This is a genomic window from Streptomyces sp. NPDC037290 (assembly GCF_055603245.1).
The window spans coordinates 284,410-305,597 of sequence record NZ_JBVJVZ010000009.1; the positions used below are offsets into that span (position 1 = coordinate 284,410).

At 71.2% G+C, this 21,188-nt stretch carries 21 protein-coding genes; 9 read left to right on the forward strand and 12 right to left on the reverse strand.

From position 1 onward, the window contains the following. Nucleotide 1: 1 nt before the first annotated feature. The gene (locus tag ACZ7HQ_RS29255; protein ID WP_470996036.1) at nucleotides 2-925 is read left to right on the forward strand and encodes an ABC transporter substrate-binding protein; all 924 of its coding nucleotides are present in this window, start codon (nucleotides 2-4) and stop codon (nucleotides 923-925) included. 346 nt (nucleotides 926-1,271) lie between these two features. After that, a complete protein-coding gene (locus ACZ7HQ_RS29260; RefSeq protein ID WP_470996039.1) occupies nucleotides 1,272-1,709 on the forward strand; it encodes a cell division protein SepF in 438 nt (145 codons plus the stop codon). 36 nt (nucleotides 1,710-1,745) lie between these two features. Here ACZ7HQ_RS29260 and ACZ7HQ_RS29265 read toward each other — a convergent pair whose 3' ends face one another. After that, nucleotides 1,746-2,936, reverse strand: a complete 1,191-nt coding sequence (locus ACZ7HQ_RS29265) for an acyl-CoA dehydrogenase family protein (protein WP_470996043.1) — start codon at nucleotides 2,934-2,936, stop codon at nucleotides 1,746-1,748. Nucleotides 2,937-3,041: 105 nt separating this feature from the next. After that, the gene (locus ACZ7HQ_RS29270) at nucleotides 3,042-4,649 is read right to left on the reverse strand and encodes an MFS transporter (protein ID WP_470996045.1); all 1,608 of its coding nucleotides are present in this window, start codon (nucleotides 4,647-4,649) and stop codon (nucleotides 3,042-3,044) included. A 260-nt stretch (nucleotides 4,650-4,909) separates the two neighbouring features. On the opposite strand from ACZ7HQ_RS29270, the gene ACZ7HQ_RS29275 reads away from it, so the two are divergent. Continuing rightward, nucleotides 4,910-6,211 carry a mannosyltransferase family protein gene (locus ACZ7HQ_RS29275; RefSeq protein WP_470996047.1) on the forward strand — a complete coding sequence of 434 codons (1,302 nt, stop codon included), beginning with the start codon at nucleotides 4,910-4,912 and terminating at the stop codon, nucleotides 6,209-6,211. A 238-nt stretch (nucleotides 6,212-6,449) separates the two neighbouring features. Further along, complete coding sequence (locus ACZ7HQ_RS29280; protein WP_470996050.1) at nucleotides 6,450-7,481, forward strand: phosphatase PAP2 family protein; 1,032 nt, start codon at nucleotides 6,450-6,452, stop codon at nucleotides 7,479-7,481. Nucleotides 7,482-7,592: 111 nt separating this feature from the next. On the opposite strand, the gene ACZ7HQ_RS29285 is transcribed toward ACZ7HQ_RS29280, so the two are convergent. Beyond that, nucleotides 7,593-7,808: an I78 family peptidase inhibitor gene (locus ACZ7HQ_RS29285; RefSeq protein WP_470996053.1), complete on the reverse strand. Its 216-nt coding sequence runs from the start codon at nucleotides 7,806-7,808 to the stop codon at nucleotides 7,593-7,595. A gap of 415 nt (nucleotides 7,809-8,223) precedes the next feature. Between ACZ7HQ_RS29285 and ctaD the strand changes: the two genes are divergently transcribed. Then, complete coding sequence (gene ctaD, locus ACZ7HQ_RS29290; RefSeq protein ID WP_470996056.1) at nucleotides 8,224-9,912, forward strand: aa3-type cytochrome oxidase subunit I; 1,689 nt, start codon at nucleotides 8,224-8,226, stop codon at nucleotides 9,910-9,912. Here the strand turns inward: ctaD and ACZ7HQ_RS29295 are convergent. Together ACZ7HQ_RS29295 and ACZ7HQ_RS29300 are read right to left on the reverse strand one after the other, a co-directional pair. Next, nucleotides 9,800-10,834, reverse strand: a complete 1,035-nt coding sequence (locus ACZ7HQ_RS29295) for a helix-turn-helix transcriptional regulator (RefSeq protein WP_470996060.1) — start codon at nucleotides 10,832-10,834, stop codon at nucleotides 9,800-9,802. The two genes, ctaD and ACZ7HQ_RS29295, sit on opposite strands and share 113 nt — an antisense overlap. A gap of 79 nt (nucleotides 10,835-10,913) precedes the next feature. Continuing rightward, entirely contained in the window at nucleotides 10,914-11,606 is a 693-nt protein-coding gene (locus ACZ7HQ_RS29300; RefSeq protein ID WP_470996063.1) for a transglycosylase family protein, read from the reverse strand. A 539-nt stretch (nucleotides 11,607-12,145) separates the two neighbouring features. On the opposite strand from ACZ7HQ_RS29300, the gene ACZ7HQ_RS29305 reads away from it, so the two are divergent. Beyond that, nucleotides 12,146-12,937, forward strand: a complete 792-nt coding sequence (locus ACZ7HQ_RS29305; protein WP_470996066.1) for a hypothetical protein — start codon at nucleotides 12,146-12,148, stop codon at nucleotides 12,935-12,937. 76 nt (nucleotides 12,938-13,013) lie between these two features. Further along, nucleotides 13,014-13,412: a hypothetical protein gene (locus ACZ7HQ_RS29310; RefSeq protein WP_470996069.1), complete on the forward strand. Its 399-nt coding sequence runs from the start codon at nucleotides 13,014-13,016 to the stop codon at nucleotides 13,410-13,412. Nucleotides 13,413-13,485: 73 nt separating this feature from the next. On the opposite strand, the gene der is transcribed toward ACZ7HQ_RS29310, so the two are convergent. From der to aroH, 5 genes are all read right to left on the reverse strand, one after another. Further along, nucleotides 13,486-14,979: a ribosome biogenesis GTPase Der gene (gene der / locus ACZ7HQ_RS29315; protein ID WP_470996072.1), complete on the reverse strand. Its 1,494-nt coding sequence runs from the start codon at nucleotides 14,977-14,979 to the stop codon at nucleotides 13,486-13,488. A 63-nt stretch (nucleotides 14,980-15,042) separates the two neighbouring features. Beyond that, nucleotides 15,043-15,711, reverse strand: coding sequence for a lysophospholipid acyltransferase family protein (locus ACZ7HQ_RS29320; protein ID WP_470996075.1), 669 nt, complete (start codon nucleotides 15,709-15,711; stop codon nucleotides 15,043-15,045). Then, entirely contained in the window at nucleotides 15,708-16,403 is a 696-nt protein-coding gene (gene cmk, locus ACZ7HQ_RS29325) for a (d)CMP kinase (protein ID WP_470996079.1), read from the reverse strand. The genes ACZ7HQ_RS29320 and cmk overlap by 4 nt, the downstream gene beginning before the upstream one ends. A 104-nt stretch (nucleotides 16,404-16,507) precedes the next feature. Continuing rightward, nucleotides 16,508-17,593 carry a prephenate dehydrogenase gene (locus ACZ7HQ_RS29330; protein ID WP_470996082.1) on the reverse strand — a complete coding sequence of 362 codons (1,086 nt, stop codon included), beginning with the start codon at nucleotides 17,591-17,593 and terminating at the stop codon, nucleotides 16,508-16,510. Next, the gene (aroH, locus tag ACZ7HQ_RS29335) at nucleotides 17,590-17,952 is read right to left on the reverse strand and encodes a chorismate mutase (protein ID WP_470996085.1); all 363 of its coding nucleotides are present in this window, start codon (nucleotides 17,950-17,952) and stop codon (nucleotides 17,590-17,592) included. Before aroH ends, ACZ7HQ_RS29330 begins: the two co-directional genes overlap by 4 nt. A gap of 162 nt (nucleotides 17,953-18,114) precedes the next feature. On the opposite strand from aroH, the gene ACZ7HQ_RS29340 reads away from it, so the two are divergent. Together ACZ7HQ_RS29340 and ACZ7HQ_RS29345 are read left to right on the forward strand one after the other, a co-directional pair. Further along, nucleotides 18,115-18,603, forward strand: coding sequence for a Rieske (2Fe-2S) protein (locus ACZ7HQ_RS29340; RefSeq protein ID WP_470996088.1), 489 nt, complete (start codon nucleotides 18,115-18,117; stop codon nucleotides 18,601-18,603). A gap of 22 nt (nucleotides 18,604-18,625) precedes the next feature. After that, entirely contained in the window at nucleotides 18,626-19,369 is a 744-nt protein-coding gene (locus ACZ7HQ_RS29345; protein WP_470996091.1) for a nucleotidyltransferase domain-containing protein, read from the forward strand. Here ACZ7HQ_RS29345 and ACZ7HQ_RS29350 read toward each other — a convergent pair. Then, nucleotides 19,295-20,044 carry a nucleotidyltransferase domain-containing protein gene (locus tag ACZ7HQ_RS29350; protein WP_470996093.1) on the reverse strand — a complete coding sequence of 250 codons (750 nt, stop codon included), beginning with the start codon at nucleotides 20,042-20,044 and terminating at the stop codon, nucleotides 19,295-19,297. The genes ACZ7HQ_RS29345 and ACZ7HQ_RS29350 overlap by 75 nt on opposite strands. A gap of 63 nt (nucleotides 20,045-20,107) precedes the next feature. Next, the gene (locus ACZ7HQ_RS29355; RefSeq protein WP_470996096.1) at nucleotides 20,108-21,181 is read right to left on the reverse strand and encodes a pseudouridine synthase; all 1,074 of its coding nucleotides are present in this window, start codon (nucleotides 21,179-21,181) and stop codon (nucleotides 20,108-20,110) included. Between the last annotated feature and the right edge of the window lie 7 nt (nucleotides 21,182-21,188).

The window sequence follows — 21,188 nt, forward strand, 5'->3', positions numbered from 1 at the left end:
CATGCCTTTTGTCAGCATTACCTCCGCTGCCCTGCTCCTCACCGCCTGCGGCTCGGGCGGGACGGCCACGTCCGCGGTGGCCGCGGGGTCCGACGAGGTACCCACCACCGACGTCGTCTCGCGCGAGAAGAAGGACGACGCGGCGGCCCGGCTGCTGCCCGCCGGCACCACCCACCTCACCGTCGCGATCAGCGTCGGCGGCACTCCGCCCGGCACCACCTACCTGTCCGACGGAAAGACGCCGACCGGCCAGGACGTCGACTTCACCAAGGCGGTCGCCAGGGTGCTCGGCGTCGATCTGACGGTGGAACAGGCGAGCTTCGAGGCGATCCTGCCCGCGCTGGACAGCGGCAAGTACGACTTCGGCGCGAGCAACTTCGGCGTCACGGACGAGCGCCGCAAGACCATCGACTTCGTCACCTACGTCAACGACGGACAGGGCTTCGCCACCCGCAAGGACAGCAGGCTGACGAAGATCACCGACCTCGGGCAGCTGTGCGGCCTGAACGTGGCGACCGGAGCCGGCACCACCTTCGAGGCCACACTGGAGGAGAACAAGCACGTGTGCACCGACGCGGGCAAGAAGGCGTACCAGGTGCAGACGTACTCCGAGCAGAGCGCGATCTGGTCGTCCGTCCAGCAGGGCCGCAGCGACGTCGTGATGTCGACGATCAACGGCCTGCGGTACGCCGTGGCCCACCAGCCGGGCCTGAAGTTCCTGGGCGAGTACCACCGCCTGGACGTGGGCTTCGCCTTCAAGAAGGGCACCAGGCTGGCCCCCGCCTTCCAGGCGGCGGTCAACAGACTCCTGGCCGACGGCACGTACGCCAGGATCCTGAGGAAGTGGGGCACGACGGGGTCGGCCGTCAAGGAGTCCCGGATCAGCCCTCCGGAACTGAAGGACCAGCGGCGCGGTCCGGCCTGATCACCCGTCAGGGCCCGGAGAAGATGCGGAGAAGTCCGCAGTTCGTCACGATGAACACACGGTCTGACGATTCGGGACACGCCGATCCCTCGCGATGTGGTACGACGTTGGGATTCACCCGGACGCACCGGTCATCACCCATCCGCCGACGACTATCATATTTCACTCTCAGTCAGCAGCCGTAAGTGTCACGACCCTTGGGGGACAAGGACTCTCGACGGATCGACTGTGCACCAGTACCGTCACAAACCCCCCGCGCGGCGTCTATCCACTTGGCGCGCCGTCCGCATCATGGATGACCATAGGGATGCGGAAGCAAGAAGGACCGCTGTGAGAGGAGGCGTCCATGGGATCGGTACGCAAGGCGAGTGCGTGGCTCGGCCTCGTCGACGACAACGATGACGAGCGTTACTACGACGACGAGTACTCCGAGGGCACCGAATCCGGGGACGCCTGGGTCACGGACCCCCGGGTGAAGGTGGCCACGGACACGGCCGAGGAGAAGGGCCGCCGGATCGGCACGGTCACCCCGGACAGCTTCCGGGACGCCCGCGCCATCGGCGAGCTGTTCCGGGACGGCGTACCGGTGATCATGAACCTCACCGCGATGGAACCCTCCGACGCCAAGCGCGTGGTGGACTTCGCGGCGGGCCTCATCTTCGGTCTGCGCGGTTCGATCGACCGCGTGTCCAACCGCGTGTTCCTGCTGACGCCCGCCGACACGGAGATCATCAGCGGTGAGGCGTCCGCCCACCGCGAGGACGGCTTCTTCAACCAGAGCTGAGGCAGGGCCGCTCACCGGCCCTGCCCGTCCGGGGCCTCACCGGAAGGCGTCGAGCCCGGTGAGCGCCTTGCCCAGCACGAGCTGGTGCATCTCGACGGTGCCCTCGTAGGTGAGCACCGACTCGAGGTTGGTCGCGTGCCGCATCACGGGGTACTCGAGGGAGATCCCGTTGGCACCGAGGATCGTCCGCGCCGTACGGCAGATCTCGATGGCCTCGCGGACGTTGTTGAGTTTGCCGAAGCTGACCTGCTCGGGGCGCAGGCGGCCGGCGTCCATCCGCCGCCCCAGATGGTGGGCGAGCAGGATTCCCTTGTGCAGTTCGACCGCCATGTCGGCGAGCTTGGCCTGGGTGAGCTGGAAGCCGCCGATGGGCCGCCCGAACTGCTCCCGCGTCTTCGCGTAGTCGACCGCCGCCTCGAAGCTGCTGCGCGCGGCGCCCATCGCGCCCCAGACGATGCCGTACCGGGCGTGCGAGAGACAGCTGAGCGGTCCGCGCAGACCGGTGACCTCGGGAAGGACGGCGGTGGCGGGCAGCCGTACGTCGTCCAGGACGAGTTCACTGGTGACGGAGGCGCGCAGGGACCACTTGTGCTTGATCTCGGGCGCCGAGAAGCCGGGGCTGTCGGTGGGGACGACGAAGCCGCGGATGCCGTCCTCGGTCTGCGCCCAGACGACGGCGACCCCGGCGACCGATCCGTTGGTGATCCACATCTTGCGGCCGCTGAGGACCCAGTCCCCGCCGTCGCGCTTGGCGTGGGTGCGCATCGAGGCGGGGTCGGAGCCGTGGTCGGGCTCGGTCAGCCCGAAGCAGCCGATCACCTCGCCGGCCGCCATGCGCGGCAGCCACTGCTGCTTCTGCTCCTCGCTGCCGAACCGGTGGATCGCGTACATGGCGAGGGAGCCCTGCACGGAGACCAGGGACCGGATCCCGGAGTCGGCGGCCTCCAGCTCCAGACAGGCGAGCCCGTACTGCACGGCACTGGCCCCGGCGCACCCGTAGCCGCTGAGCGACATCCCGAGCGCCCCGATCCTGCCCAGCTCCCTCGCGAGCTCGCGGATGCCGGGCAGCTCCCCCTTCTCGTACCACTCGGCGACGTGCGGCAGCACCCGGTCCGCCGCCCAGGCGCGCACGGTGTCCCGCACGGCCAGGTCTTCCGGTTCCAGCAGGTCGTCGATCCCGAGCGGGTCGGCGGGATCGAAAGGGGGCAACTTCGAGGACGCGGACATGGGACACCCTCCGGCACACAAGAAACTAGCACCGCTAGTTACATTTTGACGCCGACGTTACGGTGCAGTGTCCCGCAACGTCCAGTGGTCATCGTGTTCCGTGCGTCAGGCCGAGACGCGGGAGTCCGCCACTTCCCGCGGTGCGGGCAGCTCCACCGCGACCGCGGGCTCCGCGCACTGCATGACCCTCGGCAGCCGCAGCGCCATCAGCGCACCCAGCACCAGCAGACCCGCGCTCACCAGCAGCGTCACATGCAGCCCGTGCACGAAGGAGTCCCGCGCGGCCCGGCGCAGCGCCGCCCCCGCGGATCCGCCGAGGCGCCCGGCGACGTCGTAGGCCTCGCCGAGCGAGTGCCCCGCCGCGTCCGAGGCGTGCCCCGGCACGCCTCGCACCGAGCGCAGACCCGGGGCGTAGGCGGCGTTCATCACGCTGCCGAGCAGCGCGATGCCGATGCCCGCACCGAGCTGGTACGACGTCTCGCCGATCGCGGCCGCCCCGCCGGCCTGGTCCACCGGGGCCTCGCTGAGCATCGACTCGTAGGCGCCGAAGAGCGTGGTCTCCAGGCCGAAGCCGAGCAGCACGAAACCGGACAGCAGCAGCGGGGCGTTGTCGGTGCCGCCCATCGCGGTGAGCGTCACGACCGCCGCCGCGGTGAGGCAGAAGCCGAAGCAGACCATCCGGCGCGGCCCGAAGCGGCGCAGCATCCGCGCTCCCGCCAGGCCCGCCGCCATCGCCGCGATGGTCAGCGGCAGCAGCCTCAGGCCGGTCTGCAGCGGGGAGAGCCCGAGCACCAGTTGCAGATACTGGGCGGCGATCAGCTCCAGGCCGACGAGCGCGAGCATCGCCAGCACGATGCAGGCCACCGAGGTGCTGAACGCGGGCCGGCGGAACATCCGCAGATCCACGAGCGGATGCGGCAGCCGCCGCTGTCGCCGCACGAAGAAGAACAGGAGCGCCGCGCCGGCCAGCAGCGGCAGAAGGGTGAAGGGACCCGCCGGCGCCTGACCGCCGCCCAGCCGCTTCACGCCGAGGACGACACCGAAGAGACCGCCGGCCGCCATCAGGGCACCGACGACGTCCCAGGGGCCGCCCTGCTCCCCGCGGGACTCGGGCAGCAGGATCCGGCCCACCGGCAGGCTCACCAGCATCAGCGGGATGTTGACCAGGAACACCGCGCCCCACCAGAAGTGCTCCAGGAGGAAACCGCCGAGCAGCGGTCCGACCGCCGCGCCGACGGCGGCCACCGCGCTCCAGATGCCGATGGCGAGCGCGCGCTCGCGGCGGTCGGGAAAGACCTGACGCAGGATCGACAGCGTCGCCGGCATGATCATGGCGCCGCCGACGCCGAGCAGCGCACGGGCGAGGATCAGCGTCTCGGCCGTCTGCGCGAACGCGGCCAGGGCGGACGCGACGCCGAAGAGGCCGTAGCCCAGCAGCAGGACGCGTCTGCGGCCGATCCGGTCGCCGAGGGTGCCGAAGAGGATCAGCAGCGAGGCGCAGACCAGCGGATAGACGTCGACGATCCAGAGCAGTTGTATGGCGCCGGGCTTGAGGTCCTCGGTGACGGCGGGCACCGCCACGTGCAGCACGGTCGCGTCGAGGGCGACGAGCAGCAGGCTGACGCAGAGGACGACGAGGACGACCCAGCGGCTCGCACCGGCCCCGGCCGTCCGACGGCGCGGCCGTGCGGCAGCCGTGGTCGTCCCGGACATGTACGTACCTCCCAGATGAGCCTCGCGTTGGGGCGGACCGACGGGGTGGGGACTCCCTGTCGTACGGCCGGAGAGGAGCGGTGTCTCCGGCCCGCGCGAACCCACGCGGGTGACTCGTCAGCGTACGCGAGTTCGTCACGGGGGCACGTGGCGGACCTCTCACACGCACGACGGAACCCGTGTGGCGTACGCCACGGCACCTCCTCCGGACCACGCCCCGGGGGCCGGTCCGGTTCCGTCGGCGGTCGATAATCGAGCCCGTGACCGATCTTGAGACGCGCGTGGCCCCCTCCCACGCCTCCCTCCTGCGCCGGGCGGCCCCGGCCCTCCTGGGGTACGCGGCGGTCCGCGCCCTGGGGCTGGTCGTGCTGGCGGTGTGGAGCGCCGCGCGCGGCAAGAGCGCGTACACCTTGCTGACCGCGCGCTGGGACTCGCTGTGGTACACACGGGTCGCCGAACTGGGGTACGGCTACGAGGTGCGGCTGCCGAACGGCGACGTCCACTCCAACCTGGCGTTCTTCCCGCTGCTGCCGTGGCTGGAGCGGCTGGGGCACGCGGCCCTGCCGCTGTCGTACGCGGACGTCGGTTTCGTCGTCGCCCTGCTCGCCTCGCTCGCCGCGGCCTGCGGCATCTTCGCGGTCGCCGACCGGGTGTACGGGCCGCGGGTGGGGATCTGCGCCGTGCTGCTGTGGGCGGTGCTGCCGGTCGGGATCGTGCAGTCGATGGCGTACAGCGAGTCGCTGTTCACGGCGCTGGCGGCCTGGTCGCTGTACGCACTGCTGACCGGCCGCTGGATCACCGCCGGCACGCTGGCCGCACTCGCGGGGCTCACCCGGCCGGTGGGGGCCGCGGTGGTCGCGGCGGTGTGGGTGGCGGGTGTGACCTCGTTCGTGCGAGAGAGGAGCGCGTCGCGCACGTTCCGCGCGCGCAACGAGACTCACGCCCCCGCGCATTCCTCGGGCGCGCCCGAAGGCGCACACGCCCCGGCGCGTACGAGCGGCGCGCAGGACACCGAGGGCGCTTCCTGTAGCGCCTCCTCCACCTCTTTCGCACCACACGCCGCGCCCGGGCGGGTCGCCCTCGGCATGCTCATCGCGCCGCTCGGGGCCGCCGGTTATGTGCTCTGGGTCGGGCGGCGGACCGGCAAGGGGCCGCTCGGGTACCTGGACGTCCAGGCCGGATGGCGCAACGGCTTCGACGGCGGCTACGCCTTCGCACGCTTCGTGGCCGACAAGTTCACGTCATTTCCGTCCGCCCTCGCCGGCCTCGGCCTGATCATCGGGGTCGCCCTGCTGCTGTGGCTCTACGTGACCGGCGTGCGCCGGCGTCAGCCCGTCGAACTCCTGGTGTACACGGGTGTCGTCCTCGCGCTCGCCCTGTGCGCGTCGAGCTACTTCGGCTCCAAGCCGCGGCTGCTGGTGCCGGCCTTCCCGGTGCTGCTGCCGCTCGCCTGCGCCCTCGCCCGGTCGCGCACGTCCCGATCCGTGCTGGTCATGGCCGTCCTGGCCGTCGCCTCGGCGGTCTACGGGGCCTTCTGGCTGAACGGTTCCGGTCCACCATGATCCACTTCGTCCACGCGATGACGCCGCGGAGAATTCCGCGCCAGGACCGGGTTAACGCATTCATAAGCGCGATATAAACAACGCCCGGCATGATCAAAGGAATTGCAGAGGACGGCGTCACCGGATTGCAGAATCACTGGAATTCAGACCTCGCTTGAGAGGTTTCCCACATCACATCGTCATCACAAAGCCGCTGTTTCGACCGGGGACACAGCTCACTCGCTGTAACGTCGATTGGGTGCGTACCGAACGAAACCTCACCCGGCGTCTGGACCGGGTGTTCGCCAGACTCGACCGTGAGCCGGAACGACCGGCCCACATCGATGTGCCAAGGATGAGCCGGCACCGGGTCGTTCTCTTCACCGCGACCCTGGCTTTCTACCTGGCGATCGTGTGGGCCGTGGTGATCACGTCCTGGCTGGTCCGGCTCGACTGGCAGGTCATGTTCTTCCGGCCGTACCAGCAGTGGCCGCAGATCCACGCCTTCCTCGACTACTACGTGGTGCTCGGCCAGCGCGGCCCCACCGCGGTGATGGTCGCGGCCTGGCTCGGCTGGCGCTCCTGGCGGCAGCACACCCTGCGCCCGCTGCTCACCCTGGCCACCTCACTGCTCCTGCTGAACATCACGGTCGGCGCCGCCAAGCTCGGCATGGGGCGCCTCGGTCCGCACTACGCGACCGTGATCGGCTCGAACGAGATGGGTCTGGGCGGCGATATATTCCCCAGCGGCCACACCGCCAACGCGGTGGTGACGTGGGGCATCCTGGCCTATCTGGCCTCTACCCCGAGAGCGCGCCGCTGGCTGTCGGCGCTGTCCGCGATCACGGCGCTCGGGGTCGGCCTCACCACCGTCTACCTCGGTACGCACTGGCTGAGCGACGTCCTGCTGGGCTGGGCCGCGGGCCTGCTGATCCTGCTCGCCCTGCCGTGGTTCGAGCCGCTGATCGCCAGGACCGAGACCGCGCTGTTCGATCTGCGCGACCGTTGGCGCGCCCGCCGTGGCCGCCCCCTGCCCGAACCGGCCGTCCCCGTCACGCCGGTGGTGCTCAGGCCGCGCGCCACGCCGGCCGAGCAGCCGACCCCGGCGCGCGAACCGGTCGCCACGACCCGCGCCTCCAGAGGGCTGGCCCATCTGGCCCCCGGTCCGCACACGACCCGTTCCGAACGCACTCCGGTCACCCCGGCGGGCAGCCGCCGCCCACCGCACACCGACCACCGCCTGCCCCGCGGCACGACGCAGCCGGCGGCCCGCCCTCTCACGGGCGGCTGACAGCGGGGCCTCGGTCACGCCGGCGCGGACAGCGCCCCGCAAGGGGCGCGGGGAGCGGCGCGACAGGCCGATACGGCGCCGCAGGGGAGCACATGACGGCCCCGCGGAGCGCTACCCCTTCCAGGCACGCACCACGAGACCTTCCCGCACCTCGAAGTTCAGCCGCCCCACCCGGTACTCCATGGTGATGATCGCGCCCGGCGGCAACGACCGCACCGTCGGCCATCCCCGCTCCCGAGCGAGCCGCTCGGCGTTCGCGGCGTCGAGGCCGACGTACCCGTCCGGACTGTCCTGGGGCTCCGCTGACGGAGCGGGAATCGGTGCCATGCCGCCACGCTACCGCGCAGCCCAGGGTAAGAGTCCTATCAGACTCCCGTCACACTTCTGTCACAGCTTCCCGGCCGGCGTACCGCTCGAACCCCTTCACACGTACGAGGGTTTCCGCAGGTCTCCGCGGGGTAATCGAACGCAATTCCCGTGTTGCGCAGCACCGCTTCGAATTGGCCCGGGAAAAGTGCCGCGGCGCCGATCCAGGCGGCTCCCGGAGCGGGATTCCCACGCAATCCGGTGCCCCGCCCCGGCAGCTGACGCCGCATAGGAAATTCACTCATTCAGCACACGACGGCCGTATGCCCCCGGTCGAAGCGCATGCCAGGGCGAGCATCAGGACGCCCGCTCACGGGTACGCGTGCCGCGGGCGTGGGCGGGTCCGGGCGCGAGGATGCGGAGGGGCGGGCGAGCGATGGGGACCGAGACCGTACGGGCGACGGCAGGGCCGGTGCGCGGCAGGAACCGGGCTGGACGGGTGGTGGTCGACTGGCTCACCACCACCGACCACAAGAAGATCGGGCATCTGTACCTGATCACGGCGTTCGGCTTCTTCCTGGCCGGTGGGGTGATGGCGCTGCTGATGCGGGCCGAGCTGGCCCGGCCGGGGCTGCAGATCATGACCGATGAGCAGTTCAACCAGCTGTTCACGCTGCACGGCACGATCATGCTGCTGCTGTTCGCGACCCCGAGCTTCGCGGGGTTCGCCAATGAGCTGATGCCGCTGCAGATAGGCGCCCCGGACGTGGCGTTCCCTCGGCTGAACATGCTGTCGTACTGGCTGTTCGCCTTCGGCGGGCTGATCGTGCTGGGCTCGCTGCTGGTGCCCGACGGGCCGGCCGACTTCGGCTGGTTCGCCTACGCGCCCCTCAACAGCGCCACCCACTCCCCCGGCGTCGGACCGGACCTGTGGATCATGGGCCTGGCCCTGTCGGGCTTCGGGACGATCCTCGGCGCGGTCAACTTCATCACCACGATCGTCGGGATGCGCGCGCCGGGCATGACGATGTTCCGGATGCCGGTCTTCACCTGGAACACGCTGTTCACGTCGATCCTGATCCTGCTGGCGTTCCCGGTGCTCGCGGCCGCGCTGCTGGTGCTGGAGGCGGACCGGCGGTTCGGGTCCCGGGTGTTCGAGGCCGCCGACGGCGGGGCGCTGCTGTGGCAGCACCTGTTCTGGTTCTTCGGGCACCCCGAGGTGTACATCATCGCGCTGCCGTTCTTCGGGATCATCACGGAGATCATCCCCGTGTTCAGCCGGAAGCCGGTCTTCGGCTATCTGACGCTGGTCGGCGCGACGATGGCGATCACCGGGCTGTCGGTCGTGGTGTGGGCGCACCATATGTTCGCGACCGGCGCGGTGTTGCTGCCGTTCTTCTCCTTCATGTCGTTCCTGATCGCGGTGCCGACGGGCGTGAAGTTCTTCAACTGGGCCGGCACGATGTTCATGGGCTCGCTGTCCTTCGAGACGCCGATGCTGTGGGCGACGGGCTTCCTGGTGACGTTCCTGTTCGGCGGGCTGACCGGGGTGATCCTGGCCTCCCCGCCGCTGGACTTCCATGTCACGGACTCGTACTTCGTCGTCGCCCACTTCCACTACGTCGTCTTCGGCACGGTCGTCTTCGCGGTCTTCGGCGGCTTCTCCTTCTGGTGGCCGAAGTTCACCGGCAAGATGCTGGACGAGCGGCTCGGGAAGATCCACTTCTGGACGTTGTTCGTCGGCTTCCACACCACGTTCCTGGTGCAGCACTGGCTCGGCGCCGAGGGCATGCCCCGCCGGTACGCCGACTACCTGGCGGCCGACGGCTTCACCGCCCTCAACACGGTCTCCACGATCGGCGCGTTCCTGCTGGGCCTGTCGACGCTGCCGTTCCTCTGCAACGTCTGGAAGACGGCGAGGTACGGCGAGAAGGTCGACACCGACGACCCCTGGGGCTACGGCCGGTCCCTGGAGTGGGCGACCTCCTGCCCGCCGCCCCGGCACAACTTCGTCACGCTGCCCCGGATCCGCTCGGTGTCCCCGGCGTTCGACCTGCACCACCCGGAGTACGCGGAGCGGGCGCCGCGGCCAGAGCCGCGTCGAGCCGGTCCCGGATCCTCCTGATGGCCTCAGTCAGCTCGGCGGGCTCGATCACCTCGAACGGGAAGCCCAGCATCATGACGTGAACGACCATCAGGTCCGGGTTCGCCGCGCCGGAGCGGAGGATGCACGTGTCCGGGCCGTCGGACTCCAGCGTCCCGGCGGACGGCGAGATCCGCTCGGCGGCCTCCTGCAGCGGCACCAGCAGCCGTACGGCCGAGTGCGTGGCGTACGCGCGCGTGGAGACGCCCTTGGAGACATAGGCGGCCAGGTCCTCGGCAGGGGGTTCGCGCGGGGTGAAGCGGGGTCCGTGCGGCGGCTTCGGGGTGATCCGGTCGGCGCGGAACGTGCGCCAGCCGGCCCGGTCGACGTCCCAGGCGACCAGGTACCAGCGCCGCTCGCTGCACACCAGCCGGTGCGGCTCGACGGTGCGGCGGCTGGCGGCGCCGTCGTGGCTGCGGTACTCGAAGCGCAGCAGTTCGGCGTCCCGGCACAGGTGCGCGAGTTCGGTGAGCAGGGCCGGGTCGACCGGCGACACCGGCGGGCCGCCGCGCAGCATGGGCACGGTGAAGGCGTTGAGGGCGCTCACCCGGCGGCGCAGCCGGTTCGGCAGCACCTGCTCCAGCTTGGCGAGGGCGCGTACGGAGGTCTCGCCGATGCCTTCGATGCCCTGGCCCGCCGCGGTGCGCAGGCCCACGGCCACGGCGACGGCCTCGTCGTCGTCCAGCAGCAGCGGCGGGAGTTCGGCGCCCGCGCCGAGCTGGTAGCCGCCGCCGGTGCCGGGGCTGGCGTTGACCGGGTAGCCCAGCTCGCGCAGCCGGTCCACGTCCCGGCGGACCGTGCGCGAGGTGACGCCGAGGCGGTCGGCGAGTTCGGCGCCGGACCACTCGCGGTGGGCCTGGAGCAGCGAGAGCAGGCGCAGGAGTCGTGCCGAGGTCTCCAACATGGGGCCGAGTCTGCCAGGGGATGCGGACAGCCGCTGTCCTCGACGGGACAGCGGCTGTCTCGGGCGTACCGGGCGCGGCTCAGAGAGCGAGGCGCTGGCCGGGCACGATCAGGTTCGGGTCGGCGCCGATGACCTTCTTGTTGGCGGTGTAGATCCGCTGCCAGGTGGTGCCGTGCCGGGCGGCGATGGCGCTCAGCGTGTCGCCCTCGCGGACGGTGTAGTCACCGCGCAAGGCGCTGCGGCCGGTCGGGGCCGCGGGGCGCTGCGGCGTCTTCGCCGGAGCGGACCGGGCCGGGGTGGACCTGGTCGGGGCGGACTTCGTCGTCACGCCCTTCGAGGCCGCCGTGCCCGAGGAGCCGGTGCGGTCCGCCGCGGGAGCGGTACCGAAGGCTCCGGCGCGGGCCGAGCAGACGGGCCAGGCGCCCCAGCCCTGGGCGTGCTGGACCTGGGTGGCGACGGCGATCTGCGCGCTCCTGGAGGCCTGGTCGGCCGTCGGGGCGTAGGCAGTGCCGCCGTACGCGCGCCAGGTGCCGGCGGAGAACTGGAGCCCGCCGTAGTAGCCGTTGCCGGTGTTGATGTGCCAGTTGCCGCCGCTCTCGCACTGGGCGATGCGGTCCCACACCCCGTTGTCCGCCGCTGCGGCGTTACCGGTGGCGGCCAGCAGGCCCAGTGGGGCCAGCAGGGCGGCTCCGGCGAGCGCGGCCGTCGTACGGCCCTTGCGGGCGCCGTCGGGACGGGCGGTGCTACGGGTGGTATCGGCACACTCGGACATGTAGTTCCCTCTCCACGAACCCGGGCTCCCCCGGGCGGAGCACGTCTCGCCGCGACGGACCGCGGTTGGCCGTGCCCGCCCCGTCCGCGTGACCGGTGCCGGCGGTGGTGCCGTGCCGGTGCCGGTCGTCGGACGTACCCGAGCGGTGCTCGTTGCACACGGCGGAGGAATGTAGGGAGGTCGAGCGGTCACAATCAACCAACTCGCTGTCATTCCAGGCCAGTTGCCCGTTACCGCGGGTATCAGCGATTTTTTGCCACCCACTAGATCCACTGATTTCCTGATTTGTCGACCACCGGCCGCAGCGATCTGTGACTTACTTCACCCCTCCAAGTTCCTTGACGCGGCGGGCAGTTGACCGTGAGTGGCGGATTCCGCACCCAAGGTGACCGTGTACGGCGGTTGGTTCGAACCGGTCGGCCGCAAGGCGTGACCCCCACCACAGGACGCCCGTTGTCTTCTTCATGAGCCCGGAACCCCGGGGCTCATCGGCCGGGAGCCACCCGGCCGACCCAGCACAGCATCCCGAGGGAGCCACCGTGCCGCGCATGCTCGACGTCAGCGACGCCGTACGCGCCGAGATCGGCGACGAAGAAGCCGACCGGCTGCTCGCCGGAGAGACCGCCCCGGGCAGTTACGACTGCACGTCCTGCCGCACCCCGGGCGACTCCGAGCAGGAGCGCACCAGCACCGTTCTGTTCGTCGGCGACGAGACCGCCGTCCTCGCCTTCGCCCACGCCAGCTGCCTGCCCTCCCAGGTCGTCCAGGTCACCGAGGAGCAGCTGCGGGGCGCCGTGCGCTCCATCGGCGGAATCGCCGGCGACGCCGCCGCGGGCGCGCCGCAGCAGGCCGCGACCGAGCCGGCGGTACTCGGCGTGACCAGCGGACTCGTGCTGGTCGAGGGCGAGTTGCACCCGGCGCTCGTCGTGGAGCCCACCTCGCCAATCGTGCGTCCGGGTACCACCGGGTCCGGCGACGACTTCCTTCCGCTCCTCATCGAGCAGGGGTTCATGCCGGTGACCGAGCTGGCGTCCGTGCCCCCGGTGCTGCACGGCTGGTCGGTGCTGCTCGCCGCGGGCCAGCTGCACGCGGTGCTGCAGCCCTCGGCGAGCGGCGGACAGCCGGTCGCCTGGTGGCAGGCGCATCAGCCGCTGCAGGTGACGGACAGCTGGCGGGCCGCCGCCAACAAGCACCAGCAGGCGCTGATGTTCGCCGCACCGGTGGGCTCGATCGGGCGGCAGCCGCGGGAGGACCTGCTGCGGGACTCCCTCGACAAGGCGGCGGCCGCCGGGAAGCTGGTGGCCGCGGCGCTGCCTCTCGCGGGCACGTGATCTTCCGGCCCCACCCGGCCCCGCACCCCTGACCAAGTGACCGCATCCCTTTGGGGCTCCGGTCGTTTGGACATACGTGCACGCATACGACACTCCTCCCCGCCGGTCATCGTTCTCCACCATTCCCTCCGCACGGACGGGACAGGAAGGGGCTGGTGGTGCCTCGGCCACGCCGATCTACGACTCGCTCTACGCGGAGTGGGTCAAGAGCTTCCGTACGCTGCCGGGTGACCGGAGCGGCGAGGAGGGACTGAGGTTCTGCCCCTTCGGGCACCTCACGGACCGTACGGCCTCCTACGGAGGGCACCGGGCGGGGTCGTTCAGCAGCTCGTACAGCGCCTACAGCGCGGGGGCCTACAGCGCGCGCCAGCAGTCGCAGTGGCAGCGGATCGGCACGCTGGGGCGGCAGCAGCACGACACCGGGATGCAGCACGTACCGGCGGCGCTGCCTCCAGGGCCGCGCCGGGGCGTGTGACCGGCGCACGGTGAAGGGCGGCACCTGGTCCTCCAGGTGCCGCCCTTCGCGTCGTACCGCCGTGGTGCTTCTGCTACTTCTTCTTCGCGCCGCGCTTCTCGCGCACCCGCACCGAGATGTGGATCGGGGTGCCCTCGAAACCGAACTCCTCACGCAGCCGGCGCTCGATGAAGCGGCGGTAGCCCGCCTCGATGAAGCCGGAGGCGAAGAGGACGAACCGCGGGGGCTTGGTGCCGGCCTGGGTGCCGAACAGGATGCGCGGCTGCTTGCCGCCCCGGACCGGGTGCGGGTGGGCCGAGACCAGCTCGCCGAGGAAGGCGTTGAGGCGGCCGGTGGGGACGCGGGTCTCCCAGCCGGCGAGGGCGGTCTCGATCGCCGGGACCAGCTTCTCCATGTGGCGGCCGGTGCGCGCCGAGACGTTCACGCGCGGGGCCCAGGCGACCTGGCCCAGCTCGGTCTCGATCTCCCGCTCCAGGTAGTAGCGGCGCTCCTCGTCGAGGTTGTCCCACTTGTTGTAGGCGACGACCATCGCGCGGCCCGCCTCGACAGCCATGGTGATGATCCGCTGGTCCTGGACCGAGATGTTCTCGGAGGCGTCGATCAGGACGACCGCGACCTCGGCCTTCTCCACGGCGGCGGCCGTGCGCAGCGAGGCGTAGTAGTCGGCGCCCTGCTGGAGGTGGACGCGCTTGCGGATGCCGGCGGTGTCCACGAACTTCCAGGTCTTGCCGCCGAGTTCGATGATCTCGTCGACCGGGTCGCGGGTGGTGCCCGCCAGCTCGTTGACGACGACGCGCTCCTCGCCGGCCACCTTGTTCAGCAGGGAGGACTTGCCGACGTTCGGGCGGCCGATCAGGGCGATCCGGCGGGGGCCCCCGACGGCCGTGCCGAAGGACTGCTCGGGCGCCTCGGGCAGGACTTCCAGGACGGCGTCGAGCATGTCGCCGGTGCCACGGCCGTGCAGGGCCGAGACCGGGTGCGGCTCGCCGAGGCCCAGGTTCCACAGGTAGGCCGCGTCGGCCTCGCCGCTCGGGCCGTCGACCTTGTTGGCGCACAGCACGACCGGCTTGCCGGCCTTGCGCAGCAGCCGTACGACCGCCTCGTCGGTGTCGGTCGCGCCGACCTTGGCGTCCACGACGAAGACGACCGCGTCGGCCGCCTCGATCGCGTACTCGGCCTGGGCGGCGACGGAGGCGTCGATGCCGAGGACGTCCTGCTCCCAGCCGCCGGTGTCGACGACCTTGAAGCGGCGCCCGGCCCACTCGGCCTCGTAGGTGACGCGGTCGCGGGTGACGCCGGGCTTGTCCTCGACGACCGCCTCGCGACGGCCGATCATCCGGTTCACCAGGGTCGACTTGCCGACATTGGGGCGGCCGACGACGGCGAGCACGGGCAGCGGACCGTGGCCCGCCGCCTCGATGGCGCCCTCGACGTCCTCGATGTCGAAGCCCTCTTCCGCGGCGAGCTCCATGAACTCCGCGTACTCGGCGTCGCCGAGAGCCCCGTGGTCGTACTCGTGCGCGTCCTCGTACGCGTCCGAGCCGTCGGGCTGGATCTGGTCGTTCATGAAGTCCGTACCTCGTTCGTTCGTGGTGATCGGTGGACCGGCCCGGATCGTCCGGCTGATCCACTACTCAAGGGTCGCCCAGCGCCCGGTCAGGCGCCTGGCGTTTTCCAGGTGGCTGGTGAGCTGCTTCTGGATGCGCTCGGTCGCCTCGTCCAGCGCTCTGCGCGTGCGCCTCCCGCTGCCGTCGCCCGCGTCGAAGGGATCGCCGAAGACGACGTCGACGCGGGAGCGCAGGGGAGGAAGCCCCTTTATCAACCGTCCGCGCCTGTCCGTGCTTCCCAGTACGGCGATGGGCACGATCGGCGCACCGCTGCGTACCGCGAAGTAGGCGAGCCCGGCGCGCAGCGAGGCGAAGTCGCCCTCACCCCGGGTGCCCTCCGGGAAGATGCCCAGCACACCGCCGGCCTCCAGCACGCCGAGCGCCCGGGTGATCGCCGTGCGGTCGGCGACGGCGCGGTCCACCTTCAGCTGGCCGATGCCGGTCAGGAAGGGGTCCAGCGGGCCGACGAAGGCTTCCTTCTTGATCAGGAAGTGCGTCGGCCGGGGCGCGACGCCCATGACCATCGGGCCGTCGATGTTGTGGGAGTGGTTCACGGCGAAGATCACCGGGCCGGTGGCCGGCACCTTCCAGGCGCCGAGCACCCTCGGCTTGAACAGCCCGTACATCAGGCCGACGCCGATGCGCCGCCCGACCTCGGCGCCCCGCGGCGAAGGAACCGGTGGTCGGCTCACTTCCCGGCCCGCTTCTCCTCGACCAGGGTGACGACGCACTCGATGACCTGGGCGAGGGTGAGCTCGGTGGTGTCCACCTCGACCGCGTCGCCGGCCTTGGCGAGCGGCGAGGTCTTGCGGCTGGAGTCGGCCGCGTCCCGCTTGATCAGGGCCTCGCGGGTGGCGTGGACGTCGGCGCCCTTCAGCTCACCGCTGCGGCGGGCCGCGCGGGCCTCCGGGGAGGCGGTGAGGAAGATCTTCAGGTCGGCGTCCGGCAGGACGGTCGTACCGATGTCACGGCCCTCGACGACGATGCCGTTCTCCGCGCCGGCGGCCAGCGAGCGCTGCAGCTCGGTGATCCGGGAGCGCACCTCGGGCACCGCGCTGACGGCGCTGACCTTGGAGGTGACCTCCTGGGTGCGGATCGGGCCGGACACGTCGAGGCCGTCGACCGTGATGGTCGGCTTGTCCGGGTCGGTGCCGGAGACGATCTCCGGCTTGCCGGCGACGGCCGCGATGGCGGTCGGGTCCTCCAGGTCGATGCCGTTGCTCACCATCCACCAGGTGATCGCCCGGTACTGGGCGCCGGTGTCCAGGTAACTCAGGCCGAGCTGCGCGGCGACGGCCTTCGACGTGCTCGACTTGCCCGTGCCGGAGGGGCCGTCGATCGCGACGATCACGGGCTTGGCGGTCGGGGCGGCGCCGTTTTCCACGGAGGGACACCTTCCTGGTGCGGTGCGGGCGGGGTGCGGGGAGCGAGAGCGCCCTGCACAAGGTTACTGGGTGCGCGTCACTCGTCCGGACGCGTGCGGGCGGCCTACTGCCGCAGAGCCCAGCCGCGCTCCCGCAACGCGGCGGTCAGCGCCCCCGCCGCCTTCGGCTCCACGCTCAGCTGGACCAGACCGGCCTGCTGCCCGGTCGCGTGCTCGATGCGCACGTCCTCGATGTTGACCCCGGCCCGCCCGGCGTCCGCGAAGATGCGGGCCAGCTGGCCGGGCTGGTCGTCGATGAGCACGACGACGGTCTCGTACACACGCGGCGCGCTGCCGTGCTTGCCGGGTACCCGTACCTGGCCGGCGTTCCCGCGGCGCAGCACGTCCTCGATGCCGGCGGTGCCCTCGCGCCGCTTGGCGTCGTCGGACGACTGCAGGGCGCGCAGGGCCTCGACGGTCTCGCCCAGGTCGGCGGCGACGTCGGAGAGCAGGTCGGCGACGGGGCCCGGGTTCGCGGACAGGATGTCGATCCACATGCGCGGGTCGGACGCGGCGATCCGGGTCACGTCCCGGATGCCCTGCCCGCACAGCCGTACGGCGGCCTCCTCGGCGTTCTCCAGGCGTGCGGCGACCATGCTGGACACCAGGTGGGGCATGTGGGAGACGAGAGCGACGGCGCGGTCGTGGGCGTCGGCGTCCATGACGACCGGGACGGCCCGGCAGTGCGAGACCAGCTCCAGGGCGAGGTTCAGCACCTCGGTGTCGGTGTCCCGGGTCGGGGTGAGGACCCAGGGGCGGCCCTCGAAGAGGTCGCCGGTCGCGGCCAGCGGGCCGGACTTCTCCCGGCCGGACATGGGGTGCGTGCCGATGTACGCCGACAGGTCCAGGCCGAGCGCCTCCAGCTCGCGGCGCGGGCCGCCCTTGACGCTGGCCACGTCCAGGTAGCCGCGGGCCACGCCGCGGCGCATGGCGTCGGCGAGGACGCCGGCCACGTGCGCGGGCGGTGCGGCCACGATCGCCACGTCGACGGGTCCCTCGGGGGCCTCGTCGGTGCCGGCGCCCAGCGCGGCGGCCGTACGGGCCTGCTCGGGGTCGTGGTCGGTGAGGTGGACGACGACGCCACGCTGGGCGAGGGCCAGGGCGGCGGAGGTGCCGATGAGGCCGGTGCCGATGACGAGTGCGGTTCTCACTGGGCGATGTCCTTGCGCAGGGCGGCCGCGGCACCGAGGTAGACGTGGTTGATGTCGGCGCGGGGCCTGTCCGACTCGATGTGCGCGAGGATCCGTACGACCCGGGGCAGGGCGCCCGCGATGTCCAGTTCCTGGGCGCAGATCAGGGGCACGTCCACGATGCCCAGCTTGCGGGCGGCCGCGGCCGGGAAGTCGCTGTGCAGATCGGGCGTGGCCGTGAACCAGATGCTGATCAGGTCGTCGGTGGTCAGTCCGTTCCGCTCCAGGACCGCGGTGAGCAGGGCTCCGACCTGCTCGTCCATGTGCCCGGCCTCGTCCCGCTCCAGTTGGACGGCCCCCCGGACCGCTCGTACCGCCACGGCGCTGCTCCCTGCTGACGTGCGGATCTGTTCTTGGTCCGTCCAGCGTAGTCAGCCCGCGCGGACGCGGCGCACCGCGACCGATCACTGAGACGATGCGGCTGTTCCGGTATGTGCCGGTTCGGCACCTTGTTCTCTTCAACGTCTGTACGGAGTGGTGACATGAACCAGCCCGCGACGCGGCGCACGGCTATGGCGACGGGCGCGGCGGCGATCGCCGCGGGATGCGTGGGGTGCGGCGGCGGCAACAAGAGCTCCTCGTCCCCCGCCTCCTCCGGGCCCGCCACCCCGGCTCCCACGTCCTCGGCCGCCACCTCCTCGGCCTCGCCGATGCCCGAGTCCCCCGTCACCGATTCCTCCCACGAGAAGGCGCTGGCCAAGGCGGGGGACATCCCGGAGGGCGGCGGGAAGATCTTCAAGGAGCAGAAGATCGTCGTCACCCAGCCGAAGAAGGGCGAGTTCAAGGCGTTCTCGGCGATCTGTACGCACATGGGCTGCACCGTGAGCACGGTCGCGGACGGCACGATCGACTGCCCGTGTCACGGCAGCAGGTTCCACATCGCCGACGGCGCGGTGGCGCACGGCCCCGCGACCAGGCCGCTGCCGAAGAAATCGATCAAGGTGGAGAAGAACGCGATCCACCTGACGTGAGGGGTCCGCGTACGCTCCCGGCATGCAGCCCGAGACCCTGGTACGCGACCACACCGTCTACGCCTGTGTCATGGGTTCCCGGGCCTTCGGTCTGGCGACGGACACGAGCGACACCGACCGGCGGGGTGTGTTCCTCGCCCCCACACCCCTGTTCTGGCGGTTCGAGAAGCCGCCGACGCATGTGGAGGGGCCGGGCGAGGAGCAGTTCTCCTGGGAGCTCGAGCGGTTCTGCGAGCTGGCGCTGCGGGGCAACCCGAACATCCTGGAGTGTCTCCACTCACCGCTCGTGGAGTACACGGACGACACCGGCCGGGAGCTGCTCTCCCTGCGCGAGGCCTTCCTCTCCCGGCGGGCCCACGACACCTTCACCCGCTACGCCCTCGGCCAGCGCAGGAAGCTCGACGCAGACGTCCGTACGACGGGCGCCCCCCGCTGGAAGCACGCCATGCACCTGCTGCGCCTGCTGACGACCGCGCGGGACCTGCTGCGCACCGGCGAGCTGCGGATCGAGGTCGGTGACCAGCGCGAGCCGCTGCTCGCGGTGAAGCGGGGCGAGGTCCCCTGGGCCGAGGTCGAGAGGTGGATGGCCCGCCTGGGAACGGAGACGGAACAGGCCCTGCACCGCACCCCGCTCCCGCCCGATCCGGACCACGCACGCGTGGCCGACTTCCTGTTCCGGGTCCGCCGGGACTCAGCCCTGCAGGCGGACGCGTATCACGAAGTCGTGCAGGGCGTCGTACGCGCCGGGAGCGTCCGGCAGGACTGAGGCGGCCTGGGCCTCGTCGAGCACGGCGTGCAGCCGCTCCACGTCGGCCTCCGCGCGCGCGTGCTCGACACCGGCCGCCCCGTGCTCCCGCTCGCCCTTGGCCGCTATCAGCTCCGGCAGATAGCCGGGCGCGTCCACCAGCTGGAGCAGTGTGGGCAGATGGGCCTGGACCTCGCCGCTGCGCATGAGGTGGATGCCGGTGAGCAGCACCCGGAAGGTGTAGAGCAGCGGTTTGAGTTCGCCGGTCTTCTCGAACAACCGCCACTGGGTCACCGCGAACCCCCGGTAGTGGTGGGCGTGGTGACTGGTGAGGACGCCGGGGGCGAGCCCGGCCAGCTCCCGGTGCGCGTCCCCCGTGTGCACGACCAGCGGTGAGAGCAGCTGCTCCAGCACATAGCCGTTGCGGCGCAGCATCAGCCGGACGAACTTGCGCAGATCGTGCGTGACGAGGTCCAGCTCGACGCCGTAGCGCACCCAGGTCCGCGAGCGGGTCTCCTCCGGTTCGTGCAGGCCGACGAGGTCGGCCGGCGGGAGCAGGTGGACGCCCCGCAGGTCCACGTCGGAGTCCTGCGAGGGGAAGCCGTACAGATGGGCTCCGGAGACGGTCGCGAACAGCAGGGGGTCGGGCTGTTCCGCGACCACGGGCTTCAGGTCGATGTCGAGGTCGTCGATCATGGCCCCAAGCGTCCCAGAGCGCGCCCGGGGCCAACAGGTCGCCCCGGGACGCGGCAGGGCGTTCTAGAGGTCGACTTCCTTCATCAGCATCCCGACCTCGGTGTTGGACAGCCGACGCAGCCAGCCCGACTTCTGGTCGCCGAGGGTGATGGGGCCGAAGGAGGTGCGTACCAGCTTCTCGACCGGGAAGCCGGCCTCCGCCAGCATGCGCCGCACGATGTGCTTGCGGCCCTCGTGCAGGGTCACCTCGACCAGGTAGTTCTTGCCGGTCTGCTCCACGACCCGGAAGTGGTCCGCGCGGGCGTAGCCGTCCTCCAGCTGGATGCCGTCCTTCAGGCGCTTGCCGAGGTCGCGCGGGATCGGGCCGACGATCGCGGCGAGGTAGGTCTTCTTCACGCCGTACTTCGGGTGCGTGAGGCGGTGCGCCAGCTCGCCGTGGTTGGTGAGCAGGATGACGCCCTCGGTCTCGGTGTCCAGCCGCCCGACGTGGAAGAGCCGCGTCTCACGGTTGGTGACGTAGTCCCCGAGGCACTGCCGGCCCTCCGGGTCCTCCATCGTGGAGACGACACCGGCGGGCTTGTTCAGCGAGAAGAACTGGTACGACTGCGTGGCGACGGTCAGGCCGTCGACCTTGACCTCGTCCTTCTCCGGGTCGACCCGGCGACCCTGCTCCAGCACGATCTCGCCGTTGATCTCGACCCGCGCCTGCTCGATCAGCTCCTCGCAGGCCCGCCGGGAGCCGTAGCCGGCGCGCGCGAGGACCTTCTGCAGCCGCTCGCCCTCCTGCTCGGCGCCCGGGAAGGTCTTGGGCAGCTTGATGTCCTTCTTGCCCGCGTAGCGCTCCCGGTTGCGTTCCTCGGTCCGCGTCTCGTACTCACGCGAGCGCGCCGGGGCCGTACGGCCGCCCCGCTGCTGGGACTGCTTCGGGCCGCCCTTGGCGCCGCCTCGCGCGCTGCCGCCGCGCCCCGACTTGGGGCCGTCCTGCGTGGCGCCGGGGCCCACGTCGTAGCGGCGCTCCTCGGGGCGGGGCTTGCGGGGACGGCCCTGCCCCTGCCGCTCGTCCCGGTTGTTGCCGGCGCCGCGGTGGTTACCGCGCCCGCCCTGCCCGCCACTCTTGCCGCTGCCGCTGCTTCGCATCAAGGTT